The sequence below is a fragment of the Delftia sp. genome, from assembly GCF_059499305.1.
The window spans coordinates 291,979-315,989 of the sequence record NZ_JCABYI010000020.1 but is presented as its reverse complement, the minus strand read 5'-3'; the positions used below and the strand labels follow the sequence as shown (position 1 = coordinate 315,989).

24 protein-coding genes are annotated in these 24,011 nt (G+C 69.8%); 10 read left to right on the top strand and 14 right to left on the bottom strand.

Going from position 1 to position 24,011, the window contains the following annotated elements; all coding sequences use genetic code 11:
• Window positions 1-168 precede the first annotated feature (168 nt).
• From AC5I49_RS12285 to AC5I49_RS12275, 3 genes are all read right to left on the bottom strand, one after another.
• Window positions 169-678 (bottom strand): hypothetical protein, encoded by a 510-nt coding sequence (locus AC5I49_RS12285; RefSeq protein WP_016451614.1) that lies wholly within the window; start codon window positions 676-678, stop codon window positions 169-171.
• A complete protein-coding gene (locus AC5I49_RS12280) occupies window positions 665-2,002 on the bottom strand; it encodes a hemolysin family protein (RefSeq protein ID WP_017403868.1) in 1,338 nt (445 codons plus the stop codon). The genes AC5I49_RS12285 and AC5I49_RS12280 overlap by 14 nt, the downstream gene beginning before the upstream one ends.
• A 189-nt stretch (window positions 2,003-2,191) precedes the next feature.
• Complete coding sequence (locus AC5I49_RS12275) at window positions 2,192-2,542, bottom strand: hypothetical protein (protein WP_495789422.1); 351 nt, start codon at window positions 2,540-2,542, stop codon at window positions 2,192-2,194.
• Between the two features lie 153 nt (window positions 2,543-2,695).
• Here AC5I49_RS12275 and AC5I49_RS12270 point away from each other — a divergent pair, with 153 nt between their 5' ends.
• On the top strand, window positions 2,696-3,202 hold the full coding sequence (locus tag AC5I49_RS12270; RefSeq protein WP_026061999.1) for a hypothetical protein: 507 nt from the start codon (window positions 2,696-2,698) through the stop codon (window positions 3,200-3,202).
• A gap of 128 nt (window positions 3,203-3,330) precedes the next feature.
• The gene (locus AC5I49_RS12265; protein ID WP_495789421.1) at window positions 3,331-4,218 is read left to right on the top strand and encodes a class I SAM-dependent methyltransferase; all 888 of its coding nucleotides are present in this window, start codon (window positions 3,331-3,333) and stop codon (window positions 4,216-4,218) included.
• Window positions 4,219-4,285: 67 nt separating this feature from the next.
• Here AC5I49_RS12265 and AC5I49_RS12260 read toward each other — a convergent pair whose 3' ends face one another.
• From AC5I49_RS12260 to AC5I49_RS12225, 8 genes are all read right to left on the bottom strand, one after another.
• The gene (locus AC5I49_RS12260) at window positions 4,286-4,933 is read right to left on the bottom strand and encodes a nitroreductase family protein (protein WP_046240884.1); all 648 of its coding nucleotides are present in this window, start codon (window positions 4,931-4,933) and stop codon (window positions 4,286-4,288) included.
• The gene (fur, locus tag AC5I49_RS12255; RefSeq protein WP_047327410.1) at window positions 4,930-5,433 is read right to left on the bottom strand and encodes a ferric iron uptake transcriptional regulator; all 504 of its coding nucleotides are present in this window, start codon (window positions 5,431-5,433) and stop codon (window positions 4,930-4,932) included. Before fur ends, AC5I49_RS12260 begins: the two co-directional genes overlap by 4 nt.
• A complete protein-coding gene (locus AC5I49_RS12250) occupies window positions 5,430-6,050 on the bottom strand; it encodes a DUF2325 domain-containing protein (protein WP_016446225.1) in 621 nt (206 codons plus the stop codon). The genes fur and AC5I49_RS12250 overlap by 4 nt, the downstream gene beginning before the upstream one ends.
• Before the next feature lie 303 nt (window positions 6,051-6,353).
• Complete coding sequence (locus AC5I49_RS12245) at window positions 6,354-7,364, bottom strand: c-type cytochrome (RefSeq protein WP_026061998.1); 1,011 nt, start codon at window positions 7,362-7,364, stop codon at window positions 6,354-6,356.
• A 17-nt stretch (window positions 7,365-7,381) separates the two neighbouring features.
• The gene (locus tag AC5I49_RS12240; protein WP_016446227.1) at window positions 7,382-8,119 is read right to left on the bottom strand and encodes a c-type cytochrome; all 738 of its coding nucleotides are present in this window, start codon (window positions 8,117-8,119) and stop codon (window positions 7,382-7,384) included.
• A 190-nt stretch (window positions 8,120-8,309) separates the two neighbouring features.
• On the bottom strand, window positions 8,310-9,839 hold the full coding sequence (locus tag AC5I49_RS12235) for an ATP-binding protein (RefSeq protein ID WP_495789420.1): 1,530 nt from the start codon (window positions 9,837-9,839) through the stop codon (window positions 8,310-8,312).
• Entirely contained in the window at window positions 9,836-10,498 is a 663-nt protein-coding gene (locus tag AC5I49_RS12230) for a response regulator (RefSeq protein WP_012206042.1), read from the bottom strand. Before AC5I49_RS12230 ends, AC5I49_RS12235 begins: the two co-directional genes overlap by 4 nt.
• A gap of 150 nt (window positions 10,499-10,648) precedes the next feature.
• Window positions 10,649-11,236, bottom strand: coding sequence for a TetR/AcrR family transcriptional regulator (locus tag AC5I49_RS12225; protein ID WP_016446229.1), 588 nt, complete (start codon window positions 11,234-11,236; stop codon window positions 10,649-10,651).
• A gap of 145 nt (window positions 11,237-11,381) precedes the next feature.
• Between AC5I49_RS12225 and AC5I49_RS12220 the strand changes: the two genes are divergently transcribed.
• The 5 genes from AC5I49_RS12220 to AC5I49_RS12200 all read left to right on the top strand — a co-directional run bounded on the left by AC5I49_RS12220 (window position 11,382) and on the right by AC5I49_RS12200 (window position 15,357).
• Window positions 11,382-12,611 carry an MFS transporter gene (locus tag AC5I49_RS12220; RefSeq protein WP_495789419.1) on the top strand — a complete coding sequence of 410 codons (1,230 nt, stop codon included), beginning with the start codon at window positions 11,382-11,384 and terminating at the stop codon, window positions 12,609-12,611.
• A gap of 179 nt (window positions 12,612-12,790) precedes the next feature.
• Window positions 12,791-12,973: a hypothetical protein gene (locus AC5I49_RS12215; RefSeq protein ID WP_034366011.1), complete on the top strand. Its 183-nt coding sequence runs from the start codon at window positions 12,791-12,793 to the stop codon at window positions 12,971-12,973.
• A gap of 160 nt (window positions 12,974-13,133) precedes the next feature.
• Window positions 13,134-14,132, top strand: coding sequence for a TlpA family protein disulfide reductase (locus AC5I49_RS12210; protein WP_495789418.1), 999 nt, complete (start codon window positions 13,134-13,136; stop codon window positions 14,130-14,132).
• The gene (dsbG, locus tag AC5I49_RS12205) at window positions 14,129-14,935 is read left to right on the top strand and encodes a thiol:disulfide interchange protein DsbG (protein ID WP_495789417.1); all 807 of its coding nucleotides are present in this window, start codon (window positions 14,129-14,131) and stop codon (window positions 14,933-14,935) included. The genes AC5I49_RS12210 and dsbG overlap by 4 nt, the downstream gene beginning before the upstream one ends.
• Before the next feature lie 11 nt (window positions 14,936-14,946).
• The gene (locus AC5I49_RS12200; protein WP_017403856.1) at window positions 14,947-15,357 is read left to right on the top strand and encodes a DsrE family protein; all 411 of its coding nucleotides are present in this window, start codon (window positions 14,947-14,949) and stop codon (window positions 15,355-15,357) included.
• On the opposite strand, the gene AC5I49_RS12195 is transcribed toward AC5I49_RS12200, so the two are convergent.
• Window positions 15,342-15,806 (bottom strand): hypothetical protein, encoded by a 465-nt coding sequence (locus tag AC5I49_RS12195; protein ID WP_012206046.1) that lies wholly within the window; start codon window positions 15,804-15,806, stop codon window positions 15,342-15,344. The two genes, AC5I49_RS12200 and AC5I49_RS12195, sit on opposite strands and share 16 nt — an antisense overlap.
• A gap of 333 nt (window positions 15,807-16,139) precedes the next feature.
• Here AC5I49_RS12195 and dsrO point away from each other — a divergent pair, with 333 nt between their 5' ends.
• The 3 genes from dsrO (at window position 16,140) to AC5I49_RS12180 (ending at window position 21,324) form a co-directional block, all read left to right on the top strand.
• Window positions 16,140-16,985, top strand: a complete 846-nt coding sequence (dsrO, locus tag AC5I49_RS12190; protein ID WP_495789416.1) for a sulfate reduction electron transfer complex DsrMKJOP subunit DsrO — start codon at window positions 16,140-16,142, stop codon at window positions 16,983-16,985.
• Window positions 16,986-17,001: 16 nt separating this feature from the next.
• Window positions 17,002-18,045, top strand: coding sequence for an NrfD/PsrC family molybdoenzyme membrane anchor subunit (nrfD, locus tag AC5I49_RS12185; RefSeq protein WP_495789415.1), 1,044 nt, complete (start codon window positions 17,002-17,004; stop codon window positions 18,043-18,045).
• A 78-nt stretch (window positions 18,046-18,123) separates the two neighbouring features.
• On the top strand, window positions 18,124-21,324 hold the full coding sequence (locus tag AC5I49_RS12180; protein WP_495789414.1) for a tetrathionate reductase subunit A: 3,201 nt from the start codon (window positions 18,124-18,126) through the stop codon (window positions 21,322-21,324).
• On the opposite strand, the gene AC5I49_RS12175 is transcribed toward AC5I49_RS12180, so the two are convergent.
• Both AC5I49_RS12175 and AC5I49_RS12170 read right to left on the bottom strand, forming a co-directional pair.
• Window positions 21,325-22,779: an efflux transporter outer membrane subunit gene (locus AC5I49_RS12175; protein WP_495789413.1), complete on the bottom strand. Its 1,455-nt coding sequence runs from the start codon at window positions 22,777-22,779 to the stop codon at window positions 21,325-21,327.
• Window positions 22,776-23,999: an HlyD family secretion protein gene (locus AC5I49_RS12170; RefSeq protein ID WP_495789412.1), complete on the bottom strand. Its 1,224-nt coding sequence runs from the start codon at window positions 23,997-23,999 to the stop codon at window positions 22,776-22,778. The genes AC5I49_RS12175 and AC5I49_RS12170 overlap by 4 nt, the downstream gene beginning before the upstream one ends.
• Window positions 24,000-24,011 lie beyond the last annotated feature (12 nt).

The window sequence follows — 24,011 nt, the reverse complement described above, 5'->3', positions numbered from 1 at the left end:
CGGCGATCTGCCCTGGCCCGGGACCCTGCGCCCCGCGCCCTACCCGGCGGCACTTCGGTGCCGCTTGTCGTTTCCGCCCCTCACATTTGCGGGACCGGGCAAGCCGCGCTTGCCTGGCCTGCCGGTCCCTGCCGATGCATGCCGATCCGTGCCGTTGTGCGCTGCCTCTCAGTGCCGGCTGGCAGTCCTGCCGTGCGGGCGGCCCTGCATTTCCATGCAACCCTTTTGCATCAGGCGCAGCAGCAGCTGGGTCCAGCTGGCGTCGGCCCATTTGGTGCTTTCCAGCACCAGGGACCGTGCCGACTGCAGGCCGTCGCCGGACTGCAGCTCCACGCGGAAACTGCCGCGTTCACGCTGGGACGTGACGGCCACCACGCTGCCCAGCAGGGCGATATCGAGGGAAGGGCGCGGGCCTTGCGGGCCGTCCAGGTCCACGCGCAGCACGCAGCCGGGGCGAAGTTCGTAGGTCCAGCGGTGGTCGGCATGGCCGGCCGCGCCCATGGCGTTCATTTCGGCAAGCCGCTGCTCCTGCGTCATGTCGTAGGGGCTGATGATGGGCGCCTGCTGCTGCGGGTAGCCCTGCACGCCGTCCAGGCAGGCGGCCATGAAGACCACGGCCGCCGCGCATGCCAGCAGTTTCCAGGCGCAGCGCGGGGCCCGTCGTTCAACGCGGTGCATGGGCTGCTCCTGCGTCTTCGTCGCCGGGCACCTGCAGCGACACGTCAACGCGCATGGCCAGCACCTTGTCGATGGCCTTGCCGTCCATGTCCACCACCTCGAAGCGCCAGCCTTCCCATTGCACGGTGTCGGTGACACGCGGCAGCCGGCCCGTGAGCAGCATGACCATGCCGGCCAGCGTGTGGTAGCGGCCGCGCTCTTCCTCGGGCACGGTGGCCAGCTCCAGCCGGTCCTTGAGCTCGGGCACGGGGATGTGGCCGTCCAGCAGCCAGCTTCCGTCCTCGCGCTGCAGCGCCCAGGAGTTGCGCGGATCGCGGGGCTGGAATTCGCCCGTGATGGCCTCCACCAGGTCCTGCAGGGTGACGATGCCCTGGACCTCGCCGTACTCGTCGATCACGAAGGCCATGTGCACGTCGGACAGCCGAAAGCTCTCCAGCAGCTCCATGCCGGTGATGGTCTCGGGCACATAGAGCGCGGTCTGCATGGGCTGGTCGGTCAGGCCCTGATCCTTGCCCTGCAGCGCGCGCGACAGCCACTGGCGCGCGTTGAGCACGCCGATGATGGAGTCCATGCCGCCGCGCACCACGGGAAAGCGCGCGTGGTCGGACTGCTCGATCACGCGCAGGTTGTCCTCGAACGGCGCATCGGCATCCAGGCAGACCACGTCGCTGCGCGGCACCATCAGCGAGCCGATCTGGCGGTCGTCAAGGCGGAACACGTTGCGCACCATGGTGTGCTCGTGCGATTCGATGACGCCGGCCGTCGTGCCTTCGGCCAGCATGGCGTGGATCTCTTCCTCCGTGACGGCGCTGCCGCTGTTTTCCTTGACGCCCAGCAGGCGCAGCAGCGCATGGGTGGACACGGACAGCAGCACCACGAAGGGCTTGGTCAGATGGGCCAGCCAGTTGACTGGGCGTGCGATCAGGCGCGCAAAGGTCTCGGGATAGGTCTGGCCGATGCGCTTGGGCACCAGCTCGCCGACGACGATGGAGAAATAGGTGATCAGCACCACCACCAGCGCCGTGGCCGTGTAGCCGCCATAGGGCGCGGGCACGCCCATGCGCTGCAGCCACTCGGCCAGGGGAGCGGCCAGCGCGGCCTCGCCGACGATACCGTTGAGCACGCCGATGGAGGTGATGCCGATCTGGATGGTGGACAGGAAACGCGTGGGGTCGGCCCCCAGCTGGGCGGCTGCGGCGGCGCCGGCGTCCCCCTCGTCTATGAGTTTTTGCAGGCGAGCCTTGCGCGCCGTCACCAGCGCGATCTCGGACATGGCGAAGACGCCATTGAGCAGGATCAGCGCAAAAAGAATGGCAATTTCCATGATGCTTGTTCTGGGAACCGGGAGCCGCCGCTGCGGCAAAAAGGGCCCATGCTGCGCTGGGTCCGGAGAGATTGGAAGCGATAGGCCAGCCCCGCAGACGGGGCATGCCGGACAGGACCCGGCGAACGGCGTGGATGCCGCATGCGCCGACCCGGAGGAGCCAACGGCCCCGGCAGGTCGCAAAGGGGATCAGGCCGCCCGGGGAGGCCGTTCGGGCGGGGCCAGGCTGCGCCACGGTCCTTCGCGAAGGCTGCTGGCGACATGGCGATCGGCCTGCAGCCGGGGGGCATCCACGCTATCGACGGCATGCATGACATCGGGGAGGTCCTGCTGATCGTCCATCAGCGCATGGTCGAAGTCATCGAGCAGGGAGGCCGTGTCCACCAGCGGCGCTGCCGTGCGCTGCACGCTGGCGCAGGCGGCGCCGGCCGGCTCGCAAGCGGCCCCCGGCAGGGCCCGCCATGGCACAAGCCCCAGCGTGGACAAGGCCACGCTGACGACGAAGTGCAGGGAAAAAGCCACGATGAACCATCTGGACATGGTCCGGGGATTTTATCCATGCGCCGCACCCGCGGGCAGGCACCGCGCCTGCCCACCGCTGCCTGCCACTGTCCACGGCTGTTCGCCGTTTCCTACAAGCGGCGCGCCGGCGCCGTGGAAACATGCGCCACGGCCCACTCTCCGCCCTTTGCCATGAAAGCACTCCATACCCTTTTCACCGTCGTGCACGCGCTCATCGCCCTGCTGTTTTCGCTGGCGGCCATCGCCCTGCTGTGGATTGCAGGCCTCAAGGGCTGGAACGCCATGGCGCATGGCGTGGATGGCGATTCGGGGCTGCGCATCGTCGAGGCGCTGGGCATTCTGGCCTCGGGCGTGGTCGCGCTGCAGATCGCCCAGACCATCACCGAAGAGGAGGTCATACGCGAGGCCCATATCAGCGGCCCCACGCGCGTGCGCCGGTTTCTCTCGCGCTTTCTGGTGGTGCTGGTCGTGGCCCTGGCCGTCGAAGCCCTGGTCGCTGCCTTCAAGACGCAGGAAGAGCCGGCCCACCTGCTCTATCCCGCCGCCCTGGTCAGCGCCGTGGGTGTCCTGCTGCTGGGCTGGGGTGCCTTCATCCACCTCAACCGCTCCGCCGAGGAGCTGGAGCCCGAGGCCATGGAACAGGCCAAGGGCGAGGACCACAAGGTGAACAAGGATTGATGGCAGGCAGCTTCCCTTCGGGTTGCCTGCATTCGTGCGAACAGGCCCTAATATGGGTATCAGCCCTTGAAGCAATTCATGGAAGGTGGATGCCGCCCGCCCCGGCCGGCAACGCACAGGAGCCCGCCATGCCCGAATCTCTTGCCCCGACGGCCGCAACGGCCTTGCCCGACGCGCAGCCCTCCTCGCCACGCCAGGAAAAACTGTCCGATGTCAGCGAGACCTTGCGCATTCCACTGGCCGCCCGCGCCCTGGGCGAGCGGCTGTTTCCCGGCATGGCCGTCAGTGACGCCCACGCCTTGGACACCCTGACCCAGCTGGGCGACGACGGCAGCCGGTGGCTGCAGGACCGGCAGAGCATCTACGGCGTGCTGGCGCGCACGCACTGCTTTCGCGCGCTGGCGCAGGACTTCTTGCAGCGCCAGCCGCAGGGCCATGTGGTGAACCTGGGCTGCGGCCTCAGCGACTATTTCCAATGGCTGGACAACGGGCAGATGCACATGACGGATGCGGACCTGGGACCGGTGACCGCGCTGCGCAGGCAGCTGCTGCCCCGGCAATCGGAGCGCCAGGAGATCCGCGAATTCGACCTGGCCGATGCCGACTGGTGGCAGCGGCTGGGACTGCCGGCCGACAGGTCCGGGCCTGCGGTGTTCATGATGGCCGAGGGCGTTTCCATGTACCTGCAGCCAGAGCAGATGCAGGCGCTGTGGACCACGTTTGCGCAACGCAGCCCGCCGGGCTCGGAGCTGGTGTTCGACGCCATGTGCTGGCTGGCGGCCGGGCGCGCAAGCCAGCACCCTTCGGTCCGGCTCACCCAGGCCCAGTTCCATTGGGGCCTGCGCCGCGAGGCCGATCTGGCGCAAGCCCATCCCCGCCTGCAGCTGGTGGCCGCGCACCAGGTGATGGAAGGCTACGGCCCGCCCTACTCGCTGTTGGGGCCGGCATTCCGCTGGACCTTTGGCGTGCACTTCTATGCCATCTACCAGCTGAAGTCGGTCGAGACGGCGGCTTAGGCCGATTGCGCAGCCGCAACGAAAGATGCCCGGTCAAGCCGGGCATCTTTGCTTCAAGGAAGCAGGATCAGCCTTCGTCGTCCGCGCTGGAAGACAGGGCCAGGGCCAGGCCTTGCACCAGGTCTTGCCCGGGCTGCCATTCGCGCACAAAGCGGTTGCGCGGCGGCCGCAGGGCTTCGCGGCCGGCCGAGACGGGCGTGCCCACATACAGCAGGCCGACGAGCCGGTCATGGGGCTCGAATCCCAGGGCCTCGCGCACGCGCGCATCGTGGCTGTTGGCGCCGCTGGCCCAGAAGCCGCCAAAGCCCAGGATGTGCAGGGCGTTGAGCATGTTCATGGCGGCAGCGCCACCGGCCAGCAGTTGCTCGCTCTCTGGCACCTTGTGCTCGGGCTGCAGGTGCACGCCCAGCGCAATGATCAGCGGGGCGGACAAGGCCTTGGCGCGGAATCGCTCGGCGTCGGCCTGCGGGTCGCGCGCCCTGGCGGCCTGCACGAACACCTCGCCCAGCGCATGGCGCGCATCGCCCTGCACCAGCACGAAGCGCCAGGGCCGCAGCTGCCCGTGGTCGGGGGCGCGCAGTGCAGCATCGATGACGGTGTCGATCACGTCTGCGCCCGGCGCCGGGTCCTGCAGCGGCCAGCGCGACTGGCGCGACATCAGCAGGTCCAGGGCGGCGCGCTGCTCGGGGGTCAGGGATCTGTCGTTGGTGCTCATTCGTTGTCCTGCAGCGCAGGCTGTCTTGCCTGCTCGGGCTGTGCCGGTGATTCGGGTGGCAGCTGCGAGCACGCGCTGCAATGGCCGTACAGGGCCAGGCGGTGGTCGGCCAGGCGGTAGCCGTGGGCCTGGGCCACCTGGTGCTGCAGTGCCTCGATGTGGTCGTTGCTGAATTCATCCACGCGTCCGCACTGCAGGCAGATCAGGTGGTCATGGTGCGGGCCCTCGTTGAGCTCGAAGACGGCCTTGCCGCTTTCAAAGGTCTGGCGCAGCAGCAGGCCCGCCGCCTCCAGCTGGGACAGCACGCGGTAGATGGTGGCCAGGCCCACTTCGGCACGCCGCTCGGCCAGCAGGCGGAACACGTCCTCGGCATGCAGGTGGCGCGATGCGCTCTGCCTGAAGATTTCCAGCACCTGCATGCGCGGCAGCGTGGCCTTCAGGCCCACGCTGCGCAGTTCGGGTTCGCCACCCGGGCTCAGGGGCATCTTGCTGCGTGTCATGCGGTCGTGTCTCCGTGGCTCAGCGTCATGGCGGGGTTGTCGCCGCCGTCGGCGCCCCGGTGTATGCGGACGATGCGCAGCGCATCGGGCTGCTCCACCAGCACGCAGGTCTTGCCCGTGCGCTGGCAATGGTCCTGCACGCGCCAGTACTCGCCGTGGCTCAGGCAGCCGGTCTGGCAGATCACCAGGTCGGCCTCGCGCAGGCTGGCCTCGAAGGCCTCGGCGTCCTGTTCGGGCTCCCGCGCATGCGCGCCCGCTGCAGGCACGGCGGGCTGCGCCAGGGGCGCGGCCGATTGGCGCTGCCAGCGTGCGCGCTCGCGCAACAGGTCCTGCACGCGCACCAGCAGCGACTCCACGCGCCGCGCCAGCGTGACGCGGCGCGAGAGGCCGGGAATGGCCTTCTCCAGCGCCTCGCGCTCCTCGCGCGCCCACAGCAGCTGGGTTTCCTTGGCCATCAAGGCCGCGCGCTGGCGGATCACCAGCCTTTGCAGCCTCTCTATTTCCTGGGCTTGAAGGCACAGCAGCTCGCTGCTGCGCAACTGGGCGTGGCCGTAGCCACGCAGCAGCACTTGGTGCTCGTGCGCCAGCTGCTGAATGTCGTCCAAGGTCTGGGTCATGGTTTCCTCGGCAAACCTGAGCATCGCGCGGCGGTCGCGCGAAGGCCTGTGCGCATGGCCGCGTGCGGCACGGGCCGGGCTTGCCGGCAAGGCGGTGTGCTGCGGTGCAAGCCGGATGCGTCGGCAAATCAGTGAGAATGATTCTTATTAAATCATGAAATGCCGGCCGTCAAACCGATGACCGTACGCCGTCTGGTGCAAAGGCCGCACCGGCGCAGATGCGCTTGCAGGGCGGCTGTCAGCGCCCTGTCCCTTGCAGCAACGCAGGCCTGCGCCCGGCCTGCCGTTGCCTGTCCGATCCGCTCAAAGACCCTTGAGCAGCCGCCCGTTGACCTCGGTGCCGTACAGCGAGTACGGGTTGTCGTGGAACTGCTTGCGCGTGTCGGCCACGTTGCCGGTGAAGCGCGGGTCCTGGGGGCGCTCCATGCTGTTGATGTAGGTGGCCACGTCCCAGGCCTCCTGGTCATCCAGCGTGGGGTTGCCGTAGGGCATGTTGCCCTTGATGAAGCTGGCGGCCTTGTCCACTTCGTGCGTGCCCGCGCCCCAGTTGTAGGACTGCTTGCCCCACAGCGGCGGGAACACGGTTACACCGCCTACTTCCTGGCCCTGGCCCTGGGGGCCGTGGCACAGGGCGCACTTGGCCTCGTACACCTTGGCGCCGCGCTCGAAGCTGGGCTCCTGCGCGGCCTTGCCCACCTTGGTGAAGCCCGCGCCGGGCAGCTTCTCGCCCGTGGGCGCCTTCTGCGCCATCCAGTAGGCATAGGCCTCCAGCGCCACGAGGATGTCGTGGCCGTCGTCGGGGGCCTTGCCGTTCATGCTGTACATGAAGCAGCCGCGCACGCGCTCGGCGAAGGTGTCCACGTGGTTGGTCTTCTTGCGGTAGGCCGGGTACAGCGGGTAGGCACCCCACATGGGTGCGGCGCCCTTGAGCCGGCCTGCGTCCAGGTGGCAGTTCACGCAGTTGAGGGTGTTGCCCGAAAAGCCCACGGCGTTGGCCGGCGTGCGCAGGAAGATGGCCTCGCCACGGCGGATCCACTCGCCCATGGGGGTGTCCGGAATGTCGCGGGCACCGGGCGGCGTGAAGGCTGCGCCGTCGGCAGCCCCCTGAACGGGCTGGGCATCGGGCTTTGCGGGGACAGCAGCGGGTGCGGCGGGTGCGGCGGCCACGTTGACCGGCACGTCGGGCCGGGCAGGACGGCTGACGTACATGCCATAGGCGAGTGTGCCCGCCAGACCGGCGAACAGGCAGGCAACGACGATGTATTCGGCGGTGTTGGAACTGCCGGGGGCGGGATTGCGTGGTGTGTCGGACATGATCGGCTCCCGGTCCATCAGGGTTTGGCCGGCGCGGAGGCCGTGGCTGCGGTGGCTGTGCCCGCGCCATGCAGGCGGGCGTAGTAGGACGCCACCGCCTGGATGTCTTCGGGCGTGAGCTTGCGGGCGATCTTGCCCATCAGGCCCAGGGGGCCGGCCTCGCGCTGGCCCTTGTTCCAGGCGGCGACCTGGCTTTGCATGTAGTCGGCCGTCAGGTGGCCGATGGCGGGGAAGTCCGCTCCCACGCCCACGCCGCCAGGGCCATGGCACTGGGCGCAGGCAGGAATGCCGTCGGCCCAGCGGCCACGCTCGACCAGCCAGGCGCCGTCATCGTCCTTGCCCTTGGGCAGCGGGCCGCGCACGGGCTGGATGGGAAGCGGCAGGCTGGCGTAGTAGGCCGAGACGTCGGCACGGTCCTGGGCCGACAGGGCCTTGGCCATGGGCGCCATCACGGGCGCCTGCCGGCTGCCGTCGGCCAGGTGCTGCAGCTGGCGCGCCAGATAGCCGGCGTGCTGGCCGGCCAGGGCCGGAAAGCCCGCCATGCCCTCGCCCTTGGCGCCGTGGCAGGTGGCACAGGCCGCCGCGCCCTGGGGCGTGCCCGCCTGGGCGATCTTCTGGCCAGCGGCAGCGTTGCCTTGCACTGCCGCCTGCGCAGCGGAGGTGTCTTGTGCCCAGGCGCCGCCCATCGGCATGCAGATGCCGACAGCAATGGCGATGCACGACCGGGACAGGGTCTGTTTGTTCATGCGGTTCATCGTGGGAAGAGGCTGTTGCCCTGCCATGCGTGGGCGCCGGCAGGTGCGCGGCAGCGGCGGACAGGGTCAGTTCTGGATACCTGCGGCTGCCCCCGCACGGCGCAATGCCTGCGCGGCTGGCCAGCCAGGTCGGCACGATACGCAGCGCAGATTAAGTCGGCGTTAATGCGCCGGCGTCGGTGCGCTCTCGTCAGTGCGTCGGCACCAGTGCGCCGGCGCCCGCCGCCAACGGCAGATAAAGGCGTGCGACCAGCCCGCTCGCATCGCCTTCTTCGGGCCGCCACAGGCTGCGCGGCTGCAGCAGCAGGCAGCCGCCTGCGCATTCGGCGATGCGCTGCACGATGGGCAGGCCCAGGCCGCTGCCATGCTCCTGGGGACGCTTGCGCCAGAAGCGGCGCGTGGCCTCTTCGCATTCCTCGGCGCTGAGCCCCGGGCCATGGTCGGCCACGGTGAACTCCACATAGCCTGAGCCCGGCTGCTGCGTCTTGCCCGGCATGGCGCCAATGGGGCGCACGGCCAGTTCCACGGCATGCTGCGGCGCATGGCGCAGGGCGTTTTCCAGCAGATTGCGCAGGGCCGAGACCAGCAGGGGCTCGGAGATGGCCAGCGGCCAGGCGCCGTTGCCGGGCTGCTGGTGCGTGTCCAACCATTGGCGCTGCGCCGGCGCCGGTGCTCCGGCGCTCACGGCATTCACCGCCAGTTGCCAGGCCTTGTCCAGCGCCTGCAGCGCATCGGCAGGCGCATCGCCGCAGGCCAGCGCATTGGCGGCGCCCGGTTCATGCTGCTCCAGCCGCGCCAGCAGCAGCAACTGCTCCAGCGTGTGCTGCAGGTGCTCCACGCCCTCGCCCGCCTGTGCCAGCGAATCGCGCGCCATGGAACCAGGCGGCGCGGCCAGAAGGCCGGCAGGCATGCCGGGCGCCGCCAGCGCCATCTGAGCCACCTGCACATGGGTCTTGATGGCCGTCAGCGGCGTGCGCAACTCATGGGCCGCGTCGTCGCTCCAGCGGCGCTCGCGGTCGATGGCCGCGCGCACGCGGTGCAGCAACTGGTTGAGCGTCTGCACCAGCGGCGCCAGCTCGCGCGTCTGCAGGCCCTGGGCCACGGGCGAATCGTCGCCGGGCGGGCGGTGCGCCAGCTCGCGCCGCAGGGCCTCCAGCGGCCTGAGGCCCTGGGTCACGGCCCACCACATCAGCCCCATGCTGGCCAGCAGCGCCAGCACGAAGGGCAGGACGATGGTGTAGGCAAAGCCGTGGATCAGGCCCTCGCGCACATCGATGCGGTCGGCCGTGGCGATGCGCACGCCGTGGTCCTCCAGCACATAGGTGCGCCAGGGCTTGCCCCCCTTGATGATGGTCGAGAAGCCCAGCGGCATGCTCTGCGGGAACACGGGGCTGCCCTCGGTCTTGGCCAGCACCTGCGGCAGGGCCGATTCGGGCCGCACGGGCTGGACCTCGCCGCGCACCAGGCTGACCTCGCAGGCCACGCCGTCGCGCGCGATCACGTTGAGCATAGGGCTCCAGTCCTGCGGCAGCTCCCGGGCAGGCCGGAACTGGTGGACGATGCCGGCCACCATGCGCGCCGAGGCGATCAGCCGGTCATCCAGCACGGTGCGCAGCTCGTTGCGCATGTCCGAGAACATCCAGGCCGCCACCCCGCCCCACAGCGTGCACAGCGCCAGGCACAGACATGCCAGCAGGCGCACGCGCAGGCTGCGCATCATGGGTGCAGGCCCAGGCGGTAGCCCTCGCCGCGCACCGTCTCCACCAGTTCATGGCCCAGCTTGCGGCGCAGGTGGTGCACATGCACGTTGACGGCATTGCTCTCCACGTCCTGGCTGTAGCCGTAGAGGCTGTCGCGCAGTTGCTCGGTACTCAGGATGCGGCCCGGCGACTGCAGCAGCGCGCGCAGCAGCGACCACTCGCGGCGCGACAGCTCCACGGTGCGGCCCTGGCGCTGGATATGGCCGGCAGCGGGGTTGATGCGCACCTCGCCCAGCTCGATCCAGTCCACGCTGCGGCCGGCCGCGCGGCGCAGCAGCGCATGCAGGCGCGCCGCCAGTTCGTGCAGGTCAAAGGGCTTGACCAGGTAATCGTCGGCGCCGGTCTGCAGGCCTTCGATGCGCTGTGACACAGCATCGCGCGCCGTCAGCACCAGCACGGGCACCTGCAGGCCCTGGCCGCGCCAGCGCGCCAGCAGCGAGAGGCCATCCTCGTCCGGCAGGCCCAGGTCCAGCACGCAGGCATCGAAATGCGAGGAACGGATGGCCGCATCCGCCTGCCCGGCCGAGGCCACGGTATCCACGCCAAAGCCCTGCAGCTGCAGGCCGGCCCGCACGCCGCTGGCCACCAGCGCGTTGTCTTCCACCAAGAGAACATGCATGTTGTTGTCCGCAGGGCCTGGCGCCAGGCCCCGCCGTCTGTATCCAAGTCGGGAACGAAAAGCGACTGAGCATCGCAGATTTGCCGCGCTGGCGCGGCGGCGTGCCGAATTTCGCAGGCGGGTGCACAAGAATGCAGCCAGGCGGCCTGCTCAGGGCCGGGCCAGCAGCCCGCCCAGCAGCAGGTCCAGCGCCGCCGCGCCGCGCTCCAGCCGCAGGTCGGCGTCCTCGCCCTCGGCAATCCAGAAAGCCGCTTCGGCCAGGCTGCCGTAGATCAGCGATGCCAGCGCCTGCGGATCGGCCCGGGCCACGATGCCCTGCGCCATGAGGTCCGCAATCAGTGCCTGCATGGACGCAATGCAGTGGCGCTGCGATTGCGGCAGCGCTCCGCCCAAAGCCGCGCGCGCATCGCGCAGCACGATGCGCTGGATTTCAGGCTCCAGCGCCATTTCCAGGTAGGCCCGGCAGCGGCTGCGAAAGCCCTGCCAGGGATCCCGGGCATGGGCGGTGATGGCCTTCAGGCGTTCATCCACCTCGGCATCGATCTGCTCGACCACGGCCGCCAGCAGGCCCTGCTTGTCGCCGAAATGGTGGTACAGCGCGCCCCGCGTCAGGCCCACCTGCGCGGTGAGATCGTCCATGGAGGCATCGGCGTAGCCCTGCTCTCCAAAGGCCTTGCGGGCCGTCGCCAGCAGCGTGGCGCGGGTTTCTTCCATCTCGGCGCGGGTGCGGCGGACCATGGCCAATCTCCTTACATACGGCGTGCATGATTATTTACATACGATGCGTATGTATATAGGATTCTATTCATACGCAGCGTATGTATTTTCTCTGTCCCGCGACGGCGGTGCAACACCCCCCCACCTGTTTGAAGGGATCTAGACCATGAATTCGTCTTCCTCCACGCGGCCCGAACCCGCCGCGCGCCGCCCGTGGCTGGCCGTGTCCGCCGTGGGCCTGGCCACCTTTTCCGTGGTGACCACGGAAATGCTGCCGGTCGGCCTGCTCACATCCATTGCTGGCAGCCTGGGCACCTCCATGGGCAGGGCCGGCCTGATGATCTCGCTGCCGGCGCTGCTGGCCGCGCTGTTCGCGCCGCTGGTGGTGATGGCGGCGGGCGGCATGGACCGGCGCCGCATCCTGTGCGGACTGCTGGCCCTGCTCGTGCTGGCCAACCTGGCCTCGGCGCTGGCGCCGTCGCTGATCTGGCTGCTGGCCGCGCGCGTCCTGGTGGGCTTTTGCATGGGCGGCATCTGGGCAATCGCGGGCGGGCTGGCGGCACGGCTGGTACCCCAGGCGTCGATGGGCCTGGCAACCTCCATCATCTTTGGCGGCGTGGCGGCGGCCTCGGTGCTGGGCGTGCCGCTGGGCGCGCTGATCGGCGATTTCGCGGGATGGCGCTGGGCATTCGGTGGCATGGCAGGCTTCAGCGCACTGGTGCTGGCGCTGCACATGGCCGTTCTCCCCGCCCTGCCTGCCACAGGCTCGGCCAGCCTGCGCCAATTCAGTCATCAGCTGGCCAACCGCAGGCTGCAGGCCGGGCTGGCACTGACGCTGCTGCTGGTGGCCGGGCATTTCATGTCCTTCACCTTCGTGCGCCCGCTGCTGCTGACGGTGTCCGGGTTCGATGCGCAATGGATGAGCGCGCTGCTGCTGGCTTACGGCATCGCGGGCATTGTGGGCAACTTCCTGGCGGGCATCATCGCGGCGCGCCGCACGGTGCCGAGTCTGGCGGCGATCGCCCTGGGCCTGCTGCTGGCGCCTGTGCTGTTCCTGTCCGTGGGCGACTCGCCAACCGGTGGTGGCGCCGTGCTGCTGGTCTGGGGCCTGGCCTACGGCGGCGTATCGGTGGGCCTGATGACCTGGATGATGCAGGCTGCGCCACGCGCCGTGGAAATTGCCACGGCGCTGTACGTTGGCGTCTTCAACATCGGTATTGCGCTGGGCTCATGGGCAGGCGGCCAACTGGTCGATGGCTGGGGGCTGCACGCCACGCTCTGGCTGTCTGGCGGCTTGGCCGCTGCGGCCTTGCTGCTGTCTGCGGCCATGGGATTGATTGGGACTGGAAGCAAAGCAGATTGGGGCCATCAACAGGCAAAGAATCACCAAGTCTGAATTACGCAGGAACTTCAGGACAAGTCCTATGTCACCTCGGAAATATCCTGAAATATTTCGGAATTTTCCTTGTCATCCACAGCGGAAATTCGCGCAATTACCAATGCACAATCCAAGCCTTGCCCTCACGGATTCGCATCGCTCGCGACCCCGTATTCCGCTTGATGGAAGGATATGCAATGAACGAACTTCAGACACGGCTTATCGTCGTGTGTGTGCTAACCCTTGTCGTCGTCATGCTCGTTTCCAAATACAAGATAGTGAAGCCATCGACTTCATCGAAAAACAAGCTGGTTTTCAAGGCATCCCTCTTCATTGCCATTTCTTTCGGTGCATTTGCAGCACTCTGGAATAAGTTCTGACACTCGATCCATGAGGTGGATTTTCTTGCGAGCGCAAGAGGTGGCGCTGCCGCCCGGCAAGCCAGGTGAGGCCGTGAGGCCATCAGGCCGTTAACCCCCCGTTAATTCCCCGCTGCCAGCATCCACGGCCTGTCAGCCCGCATGGCTGAAACTCCCTTCCATGCATCTCCGGTCATCCCCTCTTCTTTCGTCCTTCCTGCCCTTGCTTGCCGGCCTGCTGCTGGCGCCTTCGCCTGTTCTTGCCGGAGCGGCAGAGCCTGGCGGGCCGTCAGCGCTATCGGCGCTGGGCGCCTGGCTGCACCTGCCCGCCAGCCTGGCGCTGGGGCCGCTGGTCCTGCCGGTGGGCGTGGTGGTGGCCATGCTGGCCTGGCTGCTGGCGCAGTGGCTGGCGCGCAGGAATGAAAGGCGCACGGGCCAGGCCGTGGATGCGCTGCTGTGGCAAAGCACCCTGGCCGGCCTGCTGGCGGCGCGCCTGGCCTATGTCGCGCAGTGGTGGGCAGAGTACGCGCCTGCTCCCTGGGATTGGGGCGGGATGCCGGCCTTCGCAGGCCGCATCATCGATATCCGCGACGGGGGATGGAACCTCTGGGCCGGCCTGCTGGCCGCGCTGCTGTACATGCTGTGGCGCAGCCGCCGCTCCCCGGTGCTGCGCCGCGCCACAGGGCTGGCGCTGGGCGCGGGGGCGGCCCTGCTGGTGCTGGGCAGCCTGCTGCAGGCGCTGCCCTCCGCAGATGCACCGGCCCTGCCGGCCTTCACCCTGGTCAACGGACAGGCGCAGCCGGTCTCTCTGCAGCAGTTGCAGCAGGCCGATGGCAGGCCCATGGTGATCAACCTCTGGGCCACCTGGTGCCCGCCCTGCCGGCGCGAGATGCCGGTGCTGGCCCAGGCCCAGCAGCAGCGGCCCGATGTGCGTTTCATCTGGATCAACCAGGGCGAGACGGCAGAGGCCGTGATGGGCTACCTGCGGCGCGAGCAGGCGACGGCCCCGCTGCCGCTGGCCCAGGTGCTGTTCGACCCGCAGCAGCAGGCCGGCCGGCACTGGCGCCAGCGGGGCCTGCCTTCCACCTATTTCTATGGCGCCGACGGCCGGCTGTGCGGCATGCGCATGGGCGAGCTGTCGCGCGCCAGCCTGGCCCAGCATCTGAAGGAATGTTCATGAGCGCTTCCCCCCTGTTCCCCCTGCCTGCACTGGCAGGAGCCCTGGCCCTGTCGGCAGCCTTGGCCCTGCCGGCTGCGGCGTCCGAGCTGCCATCGGAGGATTTCCTGGCCCAGCAGGGACTGACCCTGGTGGGACCGCTGCCGGCCGTGGGCGGACTCAAGGCCTGGGCCGCCTACCGCGACCGCCAGCCCGTGCCCATCTACCGCATGCCTGACGGCAAGCACTGGGTGCTGGGCACGGTCATCGACGCCCAGGGCCGCGACGTGAACGCCCAGGCCCTGCAGGCCGCCGTGCAAAAGCCCATGGGCGAGCAGCTGTGGAGCGATGTGCAGCGCGCCCAGTCCATCCCGGATGGCCGCGCCGACGCGCCGCGCACGGTCTATGTGTTCACCGACCCCAACTGCCCCTATTGCAACCAGCTGTGGAACGATGCCCGGCCCTGGGTGGAGAGCGGCCAGGTGCAGTTGCGCCACATTCTGGTGGGCATCCTCAAGCCCAGCAGCGAGGGCAAGGCCGCCGCCATGCTGACCGCGCGCCAGCCAGAGCAGGCCCTGGCCGAGCACGCACGTGCCTATGCCAAGGCCGGCCGCGCCAGCGCAGAAGGCGCGGGCGCCACGCCGCTGGCCCCGGTGCCGCAGGCCACGCGGCAGGTGCTGGCCAACCATGCCTCGCTGATGTCCACCTGGGGCCTGCGTGCCACGCCGGCCCTGGTCTGGAAGGATGACAAGGGAGTGGTGCAGGTACGCACCGGCCTGCCGCCGGGCCTGCTGGAAGAGGTCATGGGGCCGCGTGGCAGGAAATGACGAGGACGACCATGAGCACAAGCCGTTCTCCCGCCGCTTCCACCGCTTCCACCGCCTCCAGCGACTGGAGCGACCTGTTCCCCGTCCGGCCGGATGCGCCGCCGCTGCGCATCGTGCTGCATGCGCCCACACCCGGCGCCCTGGCCCGTGCACGCAGCAATCTGGCCAACCTGCGCCAGGACCGGCCCGGTGCCGAAGTCCGCATCGTCATCAACGGCCCGGCCGTCGAGGCGCTGCTGGACGCAGCGCCGGGCACGCCGCAGCATCTGGATGCAAAGGCCCTGGCCCATGCGCTGGTCTGCCCGAACACGCTCAGGAAGCTGGGCCGCGAGGCGCCTGCCGGCATGCGCGTGCTGCCGCAGGGCGGCATCGAGTCACTGGCCCTGCTGCAGCAGTCGGCCTGGTGCTACGTGCGCTGCTGAGCGGCCTGCGCCAGCGAGGCCAGGCAGCGCGCCTGCCATTGGTATTCAGGCTCGAAGGACTCGCGGTCCGTGACGGCGCCGTGGCCGCCCTCGCCATAGACCATGGCATAGGCCGCATAGTCGGCCGCCTGCAGCGCCCGGCCCGCCAGGCCGTGGGCCGTGGCATAGGTGGCGGACACGGCGGCATGGCCGCAGCCGTCGAGGGAGCGTGATCCCTGATGGTGGTTGGCCAGGCTGGCGGCCTCGCGGGCCAGGCGGTCCAGCTCCTGCCTGTCGATCTGGCCGTCCAGGTAGCGGCGAAGGCCTTGTGCGCAGCGGATGACGTCCGGGTCTTCCAGCAGGTGCGCGATGCGGTCCACGCAGGCCTGTGTGAATTGCAGCCTCAGGTGCTCGCCGGCTTCGGCGGCAAGGTCCAGTTCCGAAGCAAGGCTGTTCAGGGCATGGTTCATGGAGAACTCCTTGGCAGTGGCGACACAAGCAGCGTAGACCGGGGCCGCGCACGGAAACAAGAGGGTGATTTCCGATACGCGCCCCGCATTCCCGAGGAATGCAGTCACCCTGTTAACCCCGTCTTAATCCCTGCGCCACACGCTATGGACTGCCTTGGGCGCCTGTCCATGGCAGGCAGTCGGTGGCGCTTTGCAAGCCCATTGCTTGACTCACATCAAGCCGCCAAGGCCCTGAATTTCATATATTAAATTCAATATAAAAAGCATATTTTTAATGCTTTGTTGAGTTTGAGCGACCACCCTCCGTGGCCGCAGGACGATGAAAGACAGGCCATGCCAAAAACATCCCGCGCCGGCAGCGGCTGCAACGACTGCAGCTGCAAGCCCTCCTCCCAGGACATCCCCGCCCGCACCGTCTCCCATGCGCAGCCCGCCGCCGGCAAGCGCGGCTTCCTGCAGGACCTGCTGGCCGCTGCCATGGCGGCCGTGGCCCTGCCCGTAGCGGCGGCCGCGCCCGGCACCCCGGGTTTCCAGCCACCGCGCCGCCCCGGCGAGGCCGGCAAGCGCTACGGCATGCTGGTGGACCTGCGCCGCTGCATAGGCTGCCAGGCCTGCACGGTGAGCTGCTCCATGGAGAACCTGCCGCCGCTGGGCCAGTTCCGCACCACGGTGCTGCAGTACGAGGTGCAGCACGCGGGCAACGAGGACCTGCCGCCGGCCATGCTCAACCTGCCGCGCCTGTGCAACCACTGCGACAACCCGCCCTGCGTGCCGGTCTGCCCGGTGCAGGCCACCTTCCAGCGCAGCGACGGCATCGTGCTGGTGGACAACGAGCGCTGCGTGGGCTGCGGCTACTGCGTGCAGGCCTGCCCCTATGACGCGCGCTTCATCAACCACGAGACGCAGACCGCCGACAAGTGCACCTTCTGCGAGCACCGCCTGGAGGCCGGCCTGCTGCCGGCCTGCGTGGAAAGCTGCGTGGGCGGCGCCCGCGTGATCGGCGACCTCAACGACGAGGGCAGCGAGATCCGCCAGCGCATGCGCGAGCACGCCAAGGACCTCAAGGTGCTCAAGCCCGCCATGGGCACGGACCCGCATGTGTACTACCTGGGATTGCCCGACGCCTTCGTCGACGGCGTGGACGGGCAGGCCAGCGTGCGGCTGGTCACTTCCCACTGAACGCAAGGAGCACCCCATGCACATCGTCGAACTCCTGACCCCCGCCTACGAATCGGCCTGGCTGCCCTGGGCCGTGCAGTACTTCTTCCTGGCCGGCATTGCCACGGGCGCCGCCCTGCTGGCCGCCGCCTGCGCCTGGGCGCCGCGCGCCAGCGCCATGGCGCGCCTGCTGCCGGCCGCCGTGCTGGTGCTGGCCGTCAGCGCCATCGCGGCGCCCGTGTCGCTGCTGGCCGACCTGCACCAGCCTGCGCGCTTCTGGCATTTCTATGCGCACTTCACGCCGTGGTCGTGGATGTCGGTGGGCGCCCTGCTGCTGCCGGCCTTCGTGGGACTGGCGCTGGCCTTCGTGCTGGCCTGGTGGCTGGGCCGGCCGCAGTGGCTGCGCTGGCTGGCGCCGCTGCTGGCCGTGTCGGCGCTGACCATCACCGCCTATACCGGCGCCGAGCTGATGGCCGTGCGCTCGCGCCCGCTGTGGAACACGCTGTGGGTGCCGCTGAACCTGGCACTCACGGGCTGGCTGGCCACGGTGGGCTGCATGCTGGTGACGGCGCGCTTTCTGCCCGCCCGCCACCGCCCCGATGCCGGCGCCCTGCAGGCCCTGCGCGTGCTGGGCCTGGCGCTGGCGCTGTGCCTGCTGGCCATGGTGGCGATCTGGGCCGTTGCCGGCTGGCTGGGCCAGGGCCGCTCCTTCCAGGCGGCGCTGCAGCTGTGGCAGCAGTTTCCGGTCTGGCGCCTGAGCATGCTGGGCTCGGCCGTGGCCGGTGCCGCCTTGCTGTGGGCCCTGGTGCGGGGTGGGCAGCGCATGGCCTGCCCGCGCTACACGCTGGCCCTGGGGCTGGGCCTGGCCGCCGCGGCCTGGGCCTTCCGCTGGGCGCTGTTCATGGGCGTGCAAGGCGTGCCCAAGTACGGCGCGGGCCTGTACATCTACCACATGCCGCTGGGCGGCGACGGCCTGCTGGGCATGCTGGGCGTGGCCGGCCTGTGCATTGCACTGGTGACGCTGGCCACCTGGGCGCTGGAGCTGTTTCCCGCGCGCTCGGCCGCGGCCCGCGCCCTCTGACACCGCCGCCCTGACGACCCCTCACCCATTCACGGAGCGCGGCCCGCCACCGGCCGGCCGCGCCACAGAAAGCCTTTCATGACCGACAAGAAGAAACTCCCCCAAGCTCCCGAAGATTCCCTGGATGCCGAGGCCACACGCCGCCGCCTGCTGCTGCGCGGCGGACTCACCGCCGGTGGGCTGGCCGCCTTTGCGGCCGGCTACGGCGAGACGCTGGCACGTGGCGCCAAGGGCCTGGTGACAGGCAGCTCGGGCACGCCCACGGCCAGCGCCACGCGCGGCAATTCGCTGACGCCGGAGTTCCGCATCGACCCGGCCACGGGCGCGCTCGCCACCCAGCCCGGCCAGGTGGTCAGCCCGTCCAGCTGCCTGGGCTGCTGGACGCAGTGCGGCGTGCGCGTGCGTGTCGATACCGCCAGCAACCGCATCCTGCGCGTGGCAGGCAACCCCTACCACCCGCTGGCCACCACGCGCCCGGCCGCCATGGAAGAACCCGTGCGCGAGGTCTACGCCAAGCTGGGCAAGGAGCTGGGCCTGGAGGGCCGGGCCACGTCCTGCGCGCGCGGCTCGTCCATGCTGGAGCACCAGAGTGCACCGCACCGCGTGCTCACCCCGCTCAAGCGCGTGGGCCCGCGCGGCAGCGGCCGCTGGCAGAGCATTTCCTTCGAGCAGCTGGTGCAGGAAGTCTGCGAGGGCGGCGATCTGTTCGGCGAAGGCCAGGTCGATGGCCTGCGCGCCATCTGGGACACCAGGACGCCGCTGGACGCCGACAACCCCGAGTTCGGCCCGCGCTCCAACCAGTTGCTGGTGACCGACGCCTCCAACGAAGGCCGCGCCCAGCTGCTGCGCCGCTTTGCGGGGCCGTCCTTCGGCACCGTGAACGTCAGCAACCACGGCGCCTACTGCGGCCAGAGTTTTCGCGTGGGTGCGGCAGCGGCCCTGGGCGATCTGCCCGGCATGCCGCACGGCAAGCCGGACTGGAGCCATGCCAGCTTCGGCCTGTTCATCGGCGCGGCGCCCGCACAGTCCGGCAACCCCTTCCAGCGCCAGGGCCGCGAACTGGCCGAGGCCCGCTCGCGCGAGGACAACCGGTTCCGCTACGTGGTGGTCTCGCCCGTGCTGCCGACCTCGTCCAGCCTGGCTGCGGGCAGCGGCAACCGCTGGCTGGCCGTCAAGCCGGCCAGCGACCTGGCCCTGGCCATGGCGCTGATCCGCGTCATCCTGGACGAGGCGCGCCATGACACGGGCTTTCTCGCCCAGCCCGGCCCGGCCGCCATGCAGGCGGCGGGCGAGGCGTCCTGGAGCAATGCCACGCACCTGCTGGTCAACGAGCCCGGCCACCCGCGCCACGGCAGCTTTCTGCGCGGCGCCGACCTGGGCTGGGCCCTGCCCGCGCCAGCCGAAGACGGCAAGCCGGCCCAGGATGTGTTCGTGGTGCAGCGTGCCGATGGCCGCCTGGCGCCGCACACCCAGGCCGAGCCTGCACAGCTGATGGTGCGCACCCGCGTGGCCGTGCCCGGCCTGAAGGCAGAAGGCGCGGACCAGGCCCCCGAGCTGTCGGTCTGCTCCTCGCTGGCCAAGCTGCATGAGCAGGCCAGCCTCAAGACACTGGACGAATACGCGGCGCTGTGCGGCGTGGCGCGCGGCGAGATCGAGGCGCTGGCGCGCGAGTTCACCAGCCATGGCAAGCGCGCCGTGGCCGATGCGCATGGCGGCACCATGAGCGGCGCGGGCTTCTACACCGCCTACGCCATCAGCATGCTCAACACCCTGGTGGGCAACCTCAACGTGCAGGGCGGCCTGGTGCTGGATGCCGGCCCGTTCGGCCCCTTCGGCCCGGGCCCGCGCTACGACTTCGCCAACTTCGACGGCAAGGTCAAGCCGCGCGGCCTGGCGCTGTCACGCCACCGCCAGCCCTACGAGAAAAGCGCGGAATTCCAGCGCAAGCGCGAGGGCCAGCCCGAGGGCGCGAAGGACTACCCCGCCGCCCAGGCCCCGTGGTACCCGGCCGTGGGCGGCCTGTCCAGCGAGATGCTGGCCAGCGCGCTGGCCGGCTACCCCTATCGCGCCAAGGCCTGGATCAACCACATGAGCAACCCCGTCTACGGCATTGCGGGCTTTCGCAATGCGCTGGTGGACGATCTCAAGGACCCGAAGAAGCTGCCGCTGATCGTCTCCATCGACCCCTTCATCAACGAGACCAGCGCGCTGGCCGATTTCATCGTGCCCGATACCGTGACCTACGAGAGCTGGGGCATCTCGGCGCCCTGGGCCGACGTGGTGGCCAAAAGCTCCACCGTGCGCTGGCCCGTGGTGCAGCCCGCCGTGGCGCGCACGGCCGGCGGCCAGCCCGTGAATGTGGAGAGCTTTCTCTTCGCCGTGGCAGAACGGCTGGGCCTGCCGGGCTTTGGCGAGGCCGCCATCAAGGACGCCCAGGGCCAGCCCCATGCGCTGCGCTCGGCCGAGGACTTCTACATCCACGCCCTGGCCAACGTGGCCTGGGCAGGCGGCAAGCCCGTGCCGGCGGCCAGCGATGACGACATCGCCATCACCGGCGTGGACAGGCTGGTGCCCGCGCTGCGCCAGCGCCTGAAGGACGATGAATGGCGCCAGGTGGCCATGCTGCTGACGCGCGGCGGGCGCTTCGACCGCATCGAGGACGCCTGGAAGGACGGCCACACCCGCAAGGCCCACGCGCCTGCCCTGCAAGTGTGGAGCGAGGAGCTGGCCCGCATGCGCCACGCCATGACGGGCGAGCGCTACAGCGGCTGCCCCACCTGGTATCCGGCGCGGCTGGCCGACGGCAGCGCCATGCGCACGCATTTCGGCGAGCAGCAATGGCCGCTGCTGCTGACCTCGTACAAGTCCAACCTGATGAGTTCCATGTCGATTGCCGTCTCGCGGCTGCGCCAGGTGCATCCGCACAACCCGGTGTCCCTGCACCGCGATGACGCCGAGCGGCTGGGCATCGCCAACGGCGACACGGTGCGCATCCGCACGCCGGGCGGCGCGGTGACGGCCGTGGCCATGGTGCGCGACGGCGTGATGCCGGGGACCGTGGCCATCGAGCACGGCTACGGCCACCGCGAGCTGGGCGCGGGCCGCCACAGCATCGACGGCCAGCCCATGCCGGTGAACGCCGAGCATGCCAATGGCGTGAACCTCAACGACCTGGGCTTTGCCGATCCCACGCGGCCCGGCTGCAAAAACGTGTGGGTGGACTGGGTGTCCGGCGCCGCGGTGCGCCAGGGGCTGCCTGCGCGCATCGAGAAGGTCTGATCAGCGGGCGGGGCTGGCGACAGGTGCAGCGACAGGTGCAGCGACTGGTGCAGCGTCGGCCTGCCAGCCGCCGCCCAGCGCCTGGTACAGCGCAATGGCGTTTTCCAGCTGGCTCTGGCGCAGGCGTATGACTTCCTGCTGGGCCTGGTAGAGATTGCGCTGGGCGTCCAGCTCTTCCAGGTAGCTGGCGTAGCCGGCCTCGTAGCGGTCCTTGGCAAAGCCCAGGGAGCGCTGCAGCACCGCCTCGCGCTCGCTGGCGTGCTGCCACTGCGACTGCAGGCGCCGGGTGCCGACCAGGGCGTTTTCCACATCGGCCAGGGCCTTGATCACCACGCCCCGATAGGCATAGGCGGCCTGGTCGCGCTGGGCGGTCACGGCGTCGAACTGGCCCTGCAGCCGCCCGCCCGTGAACAGCGGCGCCAGCACGCTGCCGCCCAGGGCCCAGACCGTGGCCGGGTGGTATTGCAGGGCATTGACCAGCAGGCTGCCGGCGCTGGCCGTCAGCGAGACCTGGGGCAGGAAGGCGGTGCGCTGCACGGCCAGGCTTTCGTCGGCGGCCGCCAGCTGCAGCTGCGCCCGTGCAATGTCGGGGCGGCGCTGCAGCAAGGCCGAAGGCAGGCCGGCGGCCGGCGCAGGCGGCGGTGCGCCCAGCGCAGCGGACTGGCCGTCGGTTGTTGCCATGAGCGCGGCGGCCTGCTCGTCACCCTCGCCGCCGGCCAGCAGCAGGAGCGCCGTGCGCTGGCGCGCCAGCGACAGCTCCAGCTGCTCCACGGCCTGCTGCACGCCCTGCAGCTCGGCCTGGGCCTGGGTGAGCTGCAGCTGCGAGGTGTAGCCGACGCGCGCCTGCTCGTCGGCCAGGCGCAGGGCCTGTTCGCGCGAGCGGGCCGTGGCCTGGGCCACTTGCAGCTGCGATTGCAGCGAGCGCAGGCCCACATAGGCCTGGGCCGTGGTGGCCGCCACGGCCAGGGCCACGGCGTCGCGGTCGGCCTCGCTGGCCTGCAGGCGCAGGGCGGCGGCCTTTTCCAGATGGGCGATGCGGCCCCACAGATCAGGCTCCCAGCTGGCCTGCAGGCCGGGCTGAACCGAGCGCGTGTGCGCCAGGCCCCGCGCGCCCAGGCTGCGGCCCGTGGAGGCGCCGGCCGTGGCCGAGAGCTGGGGCAGGCCCGCAGCGCCTGCCACATCCAGGTTGGCCCGCGCCTCATCCACGCGCGACAGGGCCAGCAGCACATCGTTGTTGCGGGACTGGGCCAGTTCCATCCAGCGCGTGAGCAGCGGATCGCCAAAGGCCTGCCACCACGATGCCTGGACGGCGGCGGCAGGCTCCTGCCCTGCCCCGCTCCACTGGGCGGGCATGGCGGGCCGGGCCGCTTCAGGCGCGGTGCTCAGCGGCGGCACGCTGCAGCCGGCCAGCGCGGCGGCGCAGGCGATGGCCATGGCCAGTGCGCGGGCGGTCATGGGCGGGCCTCCGGTTGGGGTGCGGGCTGCCGTGCGGGTTGCTGTGCGGGTTGCCGTGCGGGTTGGGGCTCAGGCTGCGCCGTATCCAGCCGCACCACCACCGACATGCCCGCGCGCAGCCGCGCGGCCAGCTCCTGGTCGGGATCGATTGCAATCTTGACCGGCAGGCGCTGCACGACCTTGGTGAAGTTGCCCGTGGCGTTGTCGGCCTTGAGCACGCTGAATTCCGAGCCCGTGGCCGGCGCGATCTCCAGCACGCGGCCCGTGAGGTGGGCGCCGCCCAGCGCATCGACGCTGAAGCGCACAGCCTGGCCTATGCGCACCCGGGCGGTCTGGGTCTCCTTGAAGTTGGCCACCACCCACAGCGTGTGCGGCACCACGTACATGAGCTGGGAGCCGGCCGTGACGTACTGGCCCCGGCGCACGCCGACTTCGCTGACCTGGCCATCGCCGGGCGCGTGCACCACGGTGTTGTCCAGGTTGATCTGGGCCTGGCGCAACTGCGCCTCGGCCATCTGGACCTGGGCTTCGAGCGAGGCGCGGTTCACCGTCGTCGCCTTGATCTTCTGGGCGTTGATCTCGATGTCGGCCTGGGCCTTGGCCACGTTGGTGGCCGCCAGGCGCGCGGTGGCACGCACCTTGTCGCGCTCGTTGAGCGAGACGGAGCCGCGCTCGGACAGCGCCTGCACGCGCTGCAGCTCGGCTGCGGCGCGGTCGGATTCGGCCTGCGCCGCCGCCAGGCCGGCGCGGCTGGCGCCCAGCGTGGCGCGGTTCTGGGCCTGGGTCTGGTCGGCATTGGCCAGCTGTGCGCGGGCATTGGCCAGCTGGGCCTGCGCCTGGGCCTGGGCGGCTTCGTAGGTGCGGGCGTCAATGCGCACCAGGGGCTGGCCGGCCTTGACGTTCTCGTAGTCCTGCACCAGCACCTCGGTCACATAGCCGCTGACCTGGGGCGCGAGCACGGTGACGGCGCCGCGCACATAGGCGTTGTCGGTGCTGACCACGGTGCCCGCGAAGGGGAACAGGTTCCAGGCACGCAGCACCAGCAGCACGCCTGCCAGTGCGACCACCAGCATCACCAGCACGCTGCGCAGCGAGGGCTTGATGAGCTTGGGCGATGGCGATGGCAATGGCGATGGCGATGGCGATGGCGCCGCAGCGGGAGCCGGCGCAGGCGAGGCAGAGGCGGCCGTGCCGCCATTGGAATTTTCGGAGTCACTCATGTTGTTGTCTTT

Excerpts from the sequence above, each read along its gene's own strand:
- fur (WP_047327410.1), bottom strand. The coding sequence starts at position 5,433 with ATGACACGCAGCAAGATGCCCCTGAGCCCGGGTGGCGAACCCGAACTG.
- AC5I49_RS12170 (WP_495789412.1), bottom strand. The coding sequence starts at position 23,999 with ATGAGTGACTCCGAAAATTCCAATGGCGGCACGGCCGCCTCTGCCTCG.
- dsbG (WP_495789417.1), top strand. The coding sequence starts at position 14,129 with ATGAGCGCTTCCCCCCTGTTCCCCCTGCCTGCACTGGCAGGAGCCCTG.
- AC5I49_RS12275 (WP_495789422.1), bottom strand. The coding sequence starts at position 2,542 with ATGTCCAGATGGTTCATCGTGGCTTTTTCCCTGCACTTCGTCGTCAGC.
- AC5I49_RS12235 (WP_495789420.1), bottom strand. The coding sequence starts at position 9,839 with ATGATGCGCAGCCTGCGCGTGCGCCTGCTGGCATGTCTGTGCCTGGCG.
- dsrO (WP_495789416.1), top strand. The coding sequence starts at position 16,140 with ATGCCAAAAACATCCCGCGCCGGCAGCGGCTGCAACGACTGCAGCTGC.
- AC5I49_RS12220 (WP_495789419.1), top strand. The coding sequence starts at position 11,382 with ATGAATTCGTCTTCCTCCACGCGGCCCGAACCCGCCGCGCGCCGCCCG.
- AC5I49_RS12210 (WP_495789418.1), top strand. The coding sequence starts at position 13,134 with ATGCATCTCCGGTCATCCCCTCTTCTTTCGTCCTTCCTGCCCTTGCTT.
- AC5I49_RS12265 (WP_495789421.1), top strand. The coding sequence starts at position 3,331 with ATGCCCGAATCTCTTGCCCCGACGGCCGCAACGGCCTTGCCCGACGCG.
- AC5I49_RS12195 (WP_012206046.1), bottom strand. The coding sequence starts at position 15,806 with ATGAACCATGCCCTGAACAGCCTTGCTTCGGAACTGGACCTTGCCGCC.
- AC5I49_RS12260 (WP_046240884.1), bottom strand. The coding sequence starts at position 4,933 with ATGAGCACCAACGACAGATCCCTGACCCCCGAGCAGCGCGCCGCCCTG.
- AC5I49_RS12245 (WP_026061998.1), bottom strand. The coding sequence starts at position 7,364 with ATGTCCGACACACCACGCAATCCCGCCCCCGGCAGTTCCAACACCGCC.
- AC5I49_RS12285 (WP_016451614.1), bottom strand. The coding sequence starts at position 678 with ATGCACCGCGTTGAACGACGGGCCCCGCGCTGCGCCTGGAAACTGCTG.
- AC5I49_RS12230 (WP_012206042.1), bottom strand. The coding sequence starts at position 10,498 with ATGCATGTTCTCTTGGTGGAAGACAACGCGCTGGTGGCCAGCGGCGTG.
- AC5I49_RS12215 (WP_034366011.1), top strand. The coding sequence starts at position 12,791 with ATGAACGAACTTCAGACACGGCTTATCGTCGTGTGTGTGCTAACCCTT.
- AC5I49_RS12270 (WP_026061999.1), top strand. The coding sequence starts at position 2,696 with ATGAAAGCACTCCATACCCTTTTCACCGTCGTGCACGCGCTCATCGCC.
- AC5I49_RS12175 (WP_495789413.1), bottom strand. The coding sequence starts at position 22,779 with ATGACCGCCCGCGCACTGGCCATGGCCATCGCCTGCGCCGCCGCGCTG.
- AC5I49_RS12180 (WP_495789414.1), top strand. The coding sequence starts at position 18,124 with ATGACCGACAAGAAGAAACTCCCCCAAGCTCCCGAAGATTCCCTGGAT.
- nrfD (WP_495789415.1), top strand. The coding sequence starts at position 17,002 with ATGCACATCGTCGAACTCCTGACCCCCGCCTACGAATCGGCCTGGCTG.
- AC5I49_RS12225 (WP_016446229.1), bottom strand. The coding sequence starts at position 11,236 with ATGGTCCGCCGCACCCGCGCCGAGATGGAAGAAACCCGCGCCACGCTG.
- AC5I49_RS12200 (WP_017403856.1), top strand. The coding sequence starts at position 14,947 with ATGAGCACAAGCCGTTCTCCCGCCGCTTCCACCGCTTCCACCGCCTCC.
- AC5I49_RS12250 (WP_016446225.1), bottom strand. The coding sequence starts at position 6,050 with ATGACCCAGACCTTGGACGACATTCAGCAGCTGGCGCACGAGCACCAA.
- AC5I49_RS12240 (WP_016446227.1), bottom strand. The coding sequence starts at position 8,119 with ATGAACCGCATGAACAAACAGACCCTGTCCCGGTCGTGCATCGCCATT.
- AC5I49_RS12280 (WP_017403868.1), bottom strand. The coding sequence starts at position 2,002 with ATGGAAATTGCCATTCTTTTTGCGCTGATCCTGCTCAATGGCGTCTTC.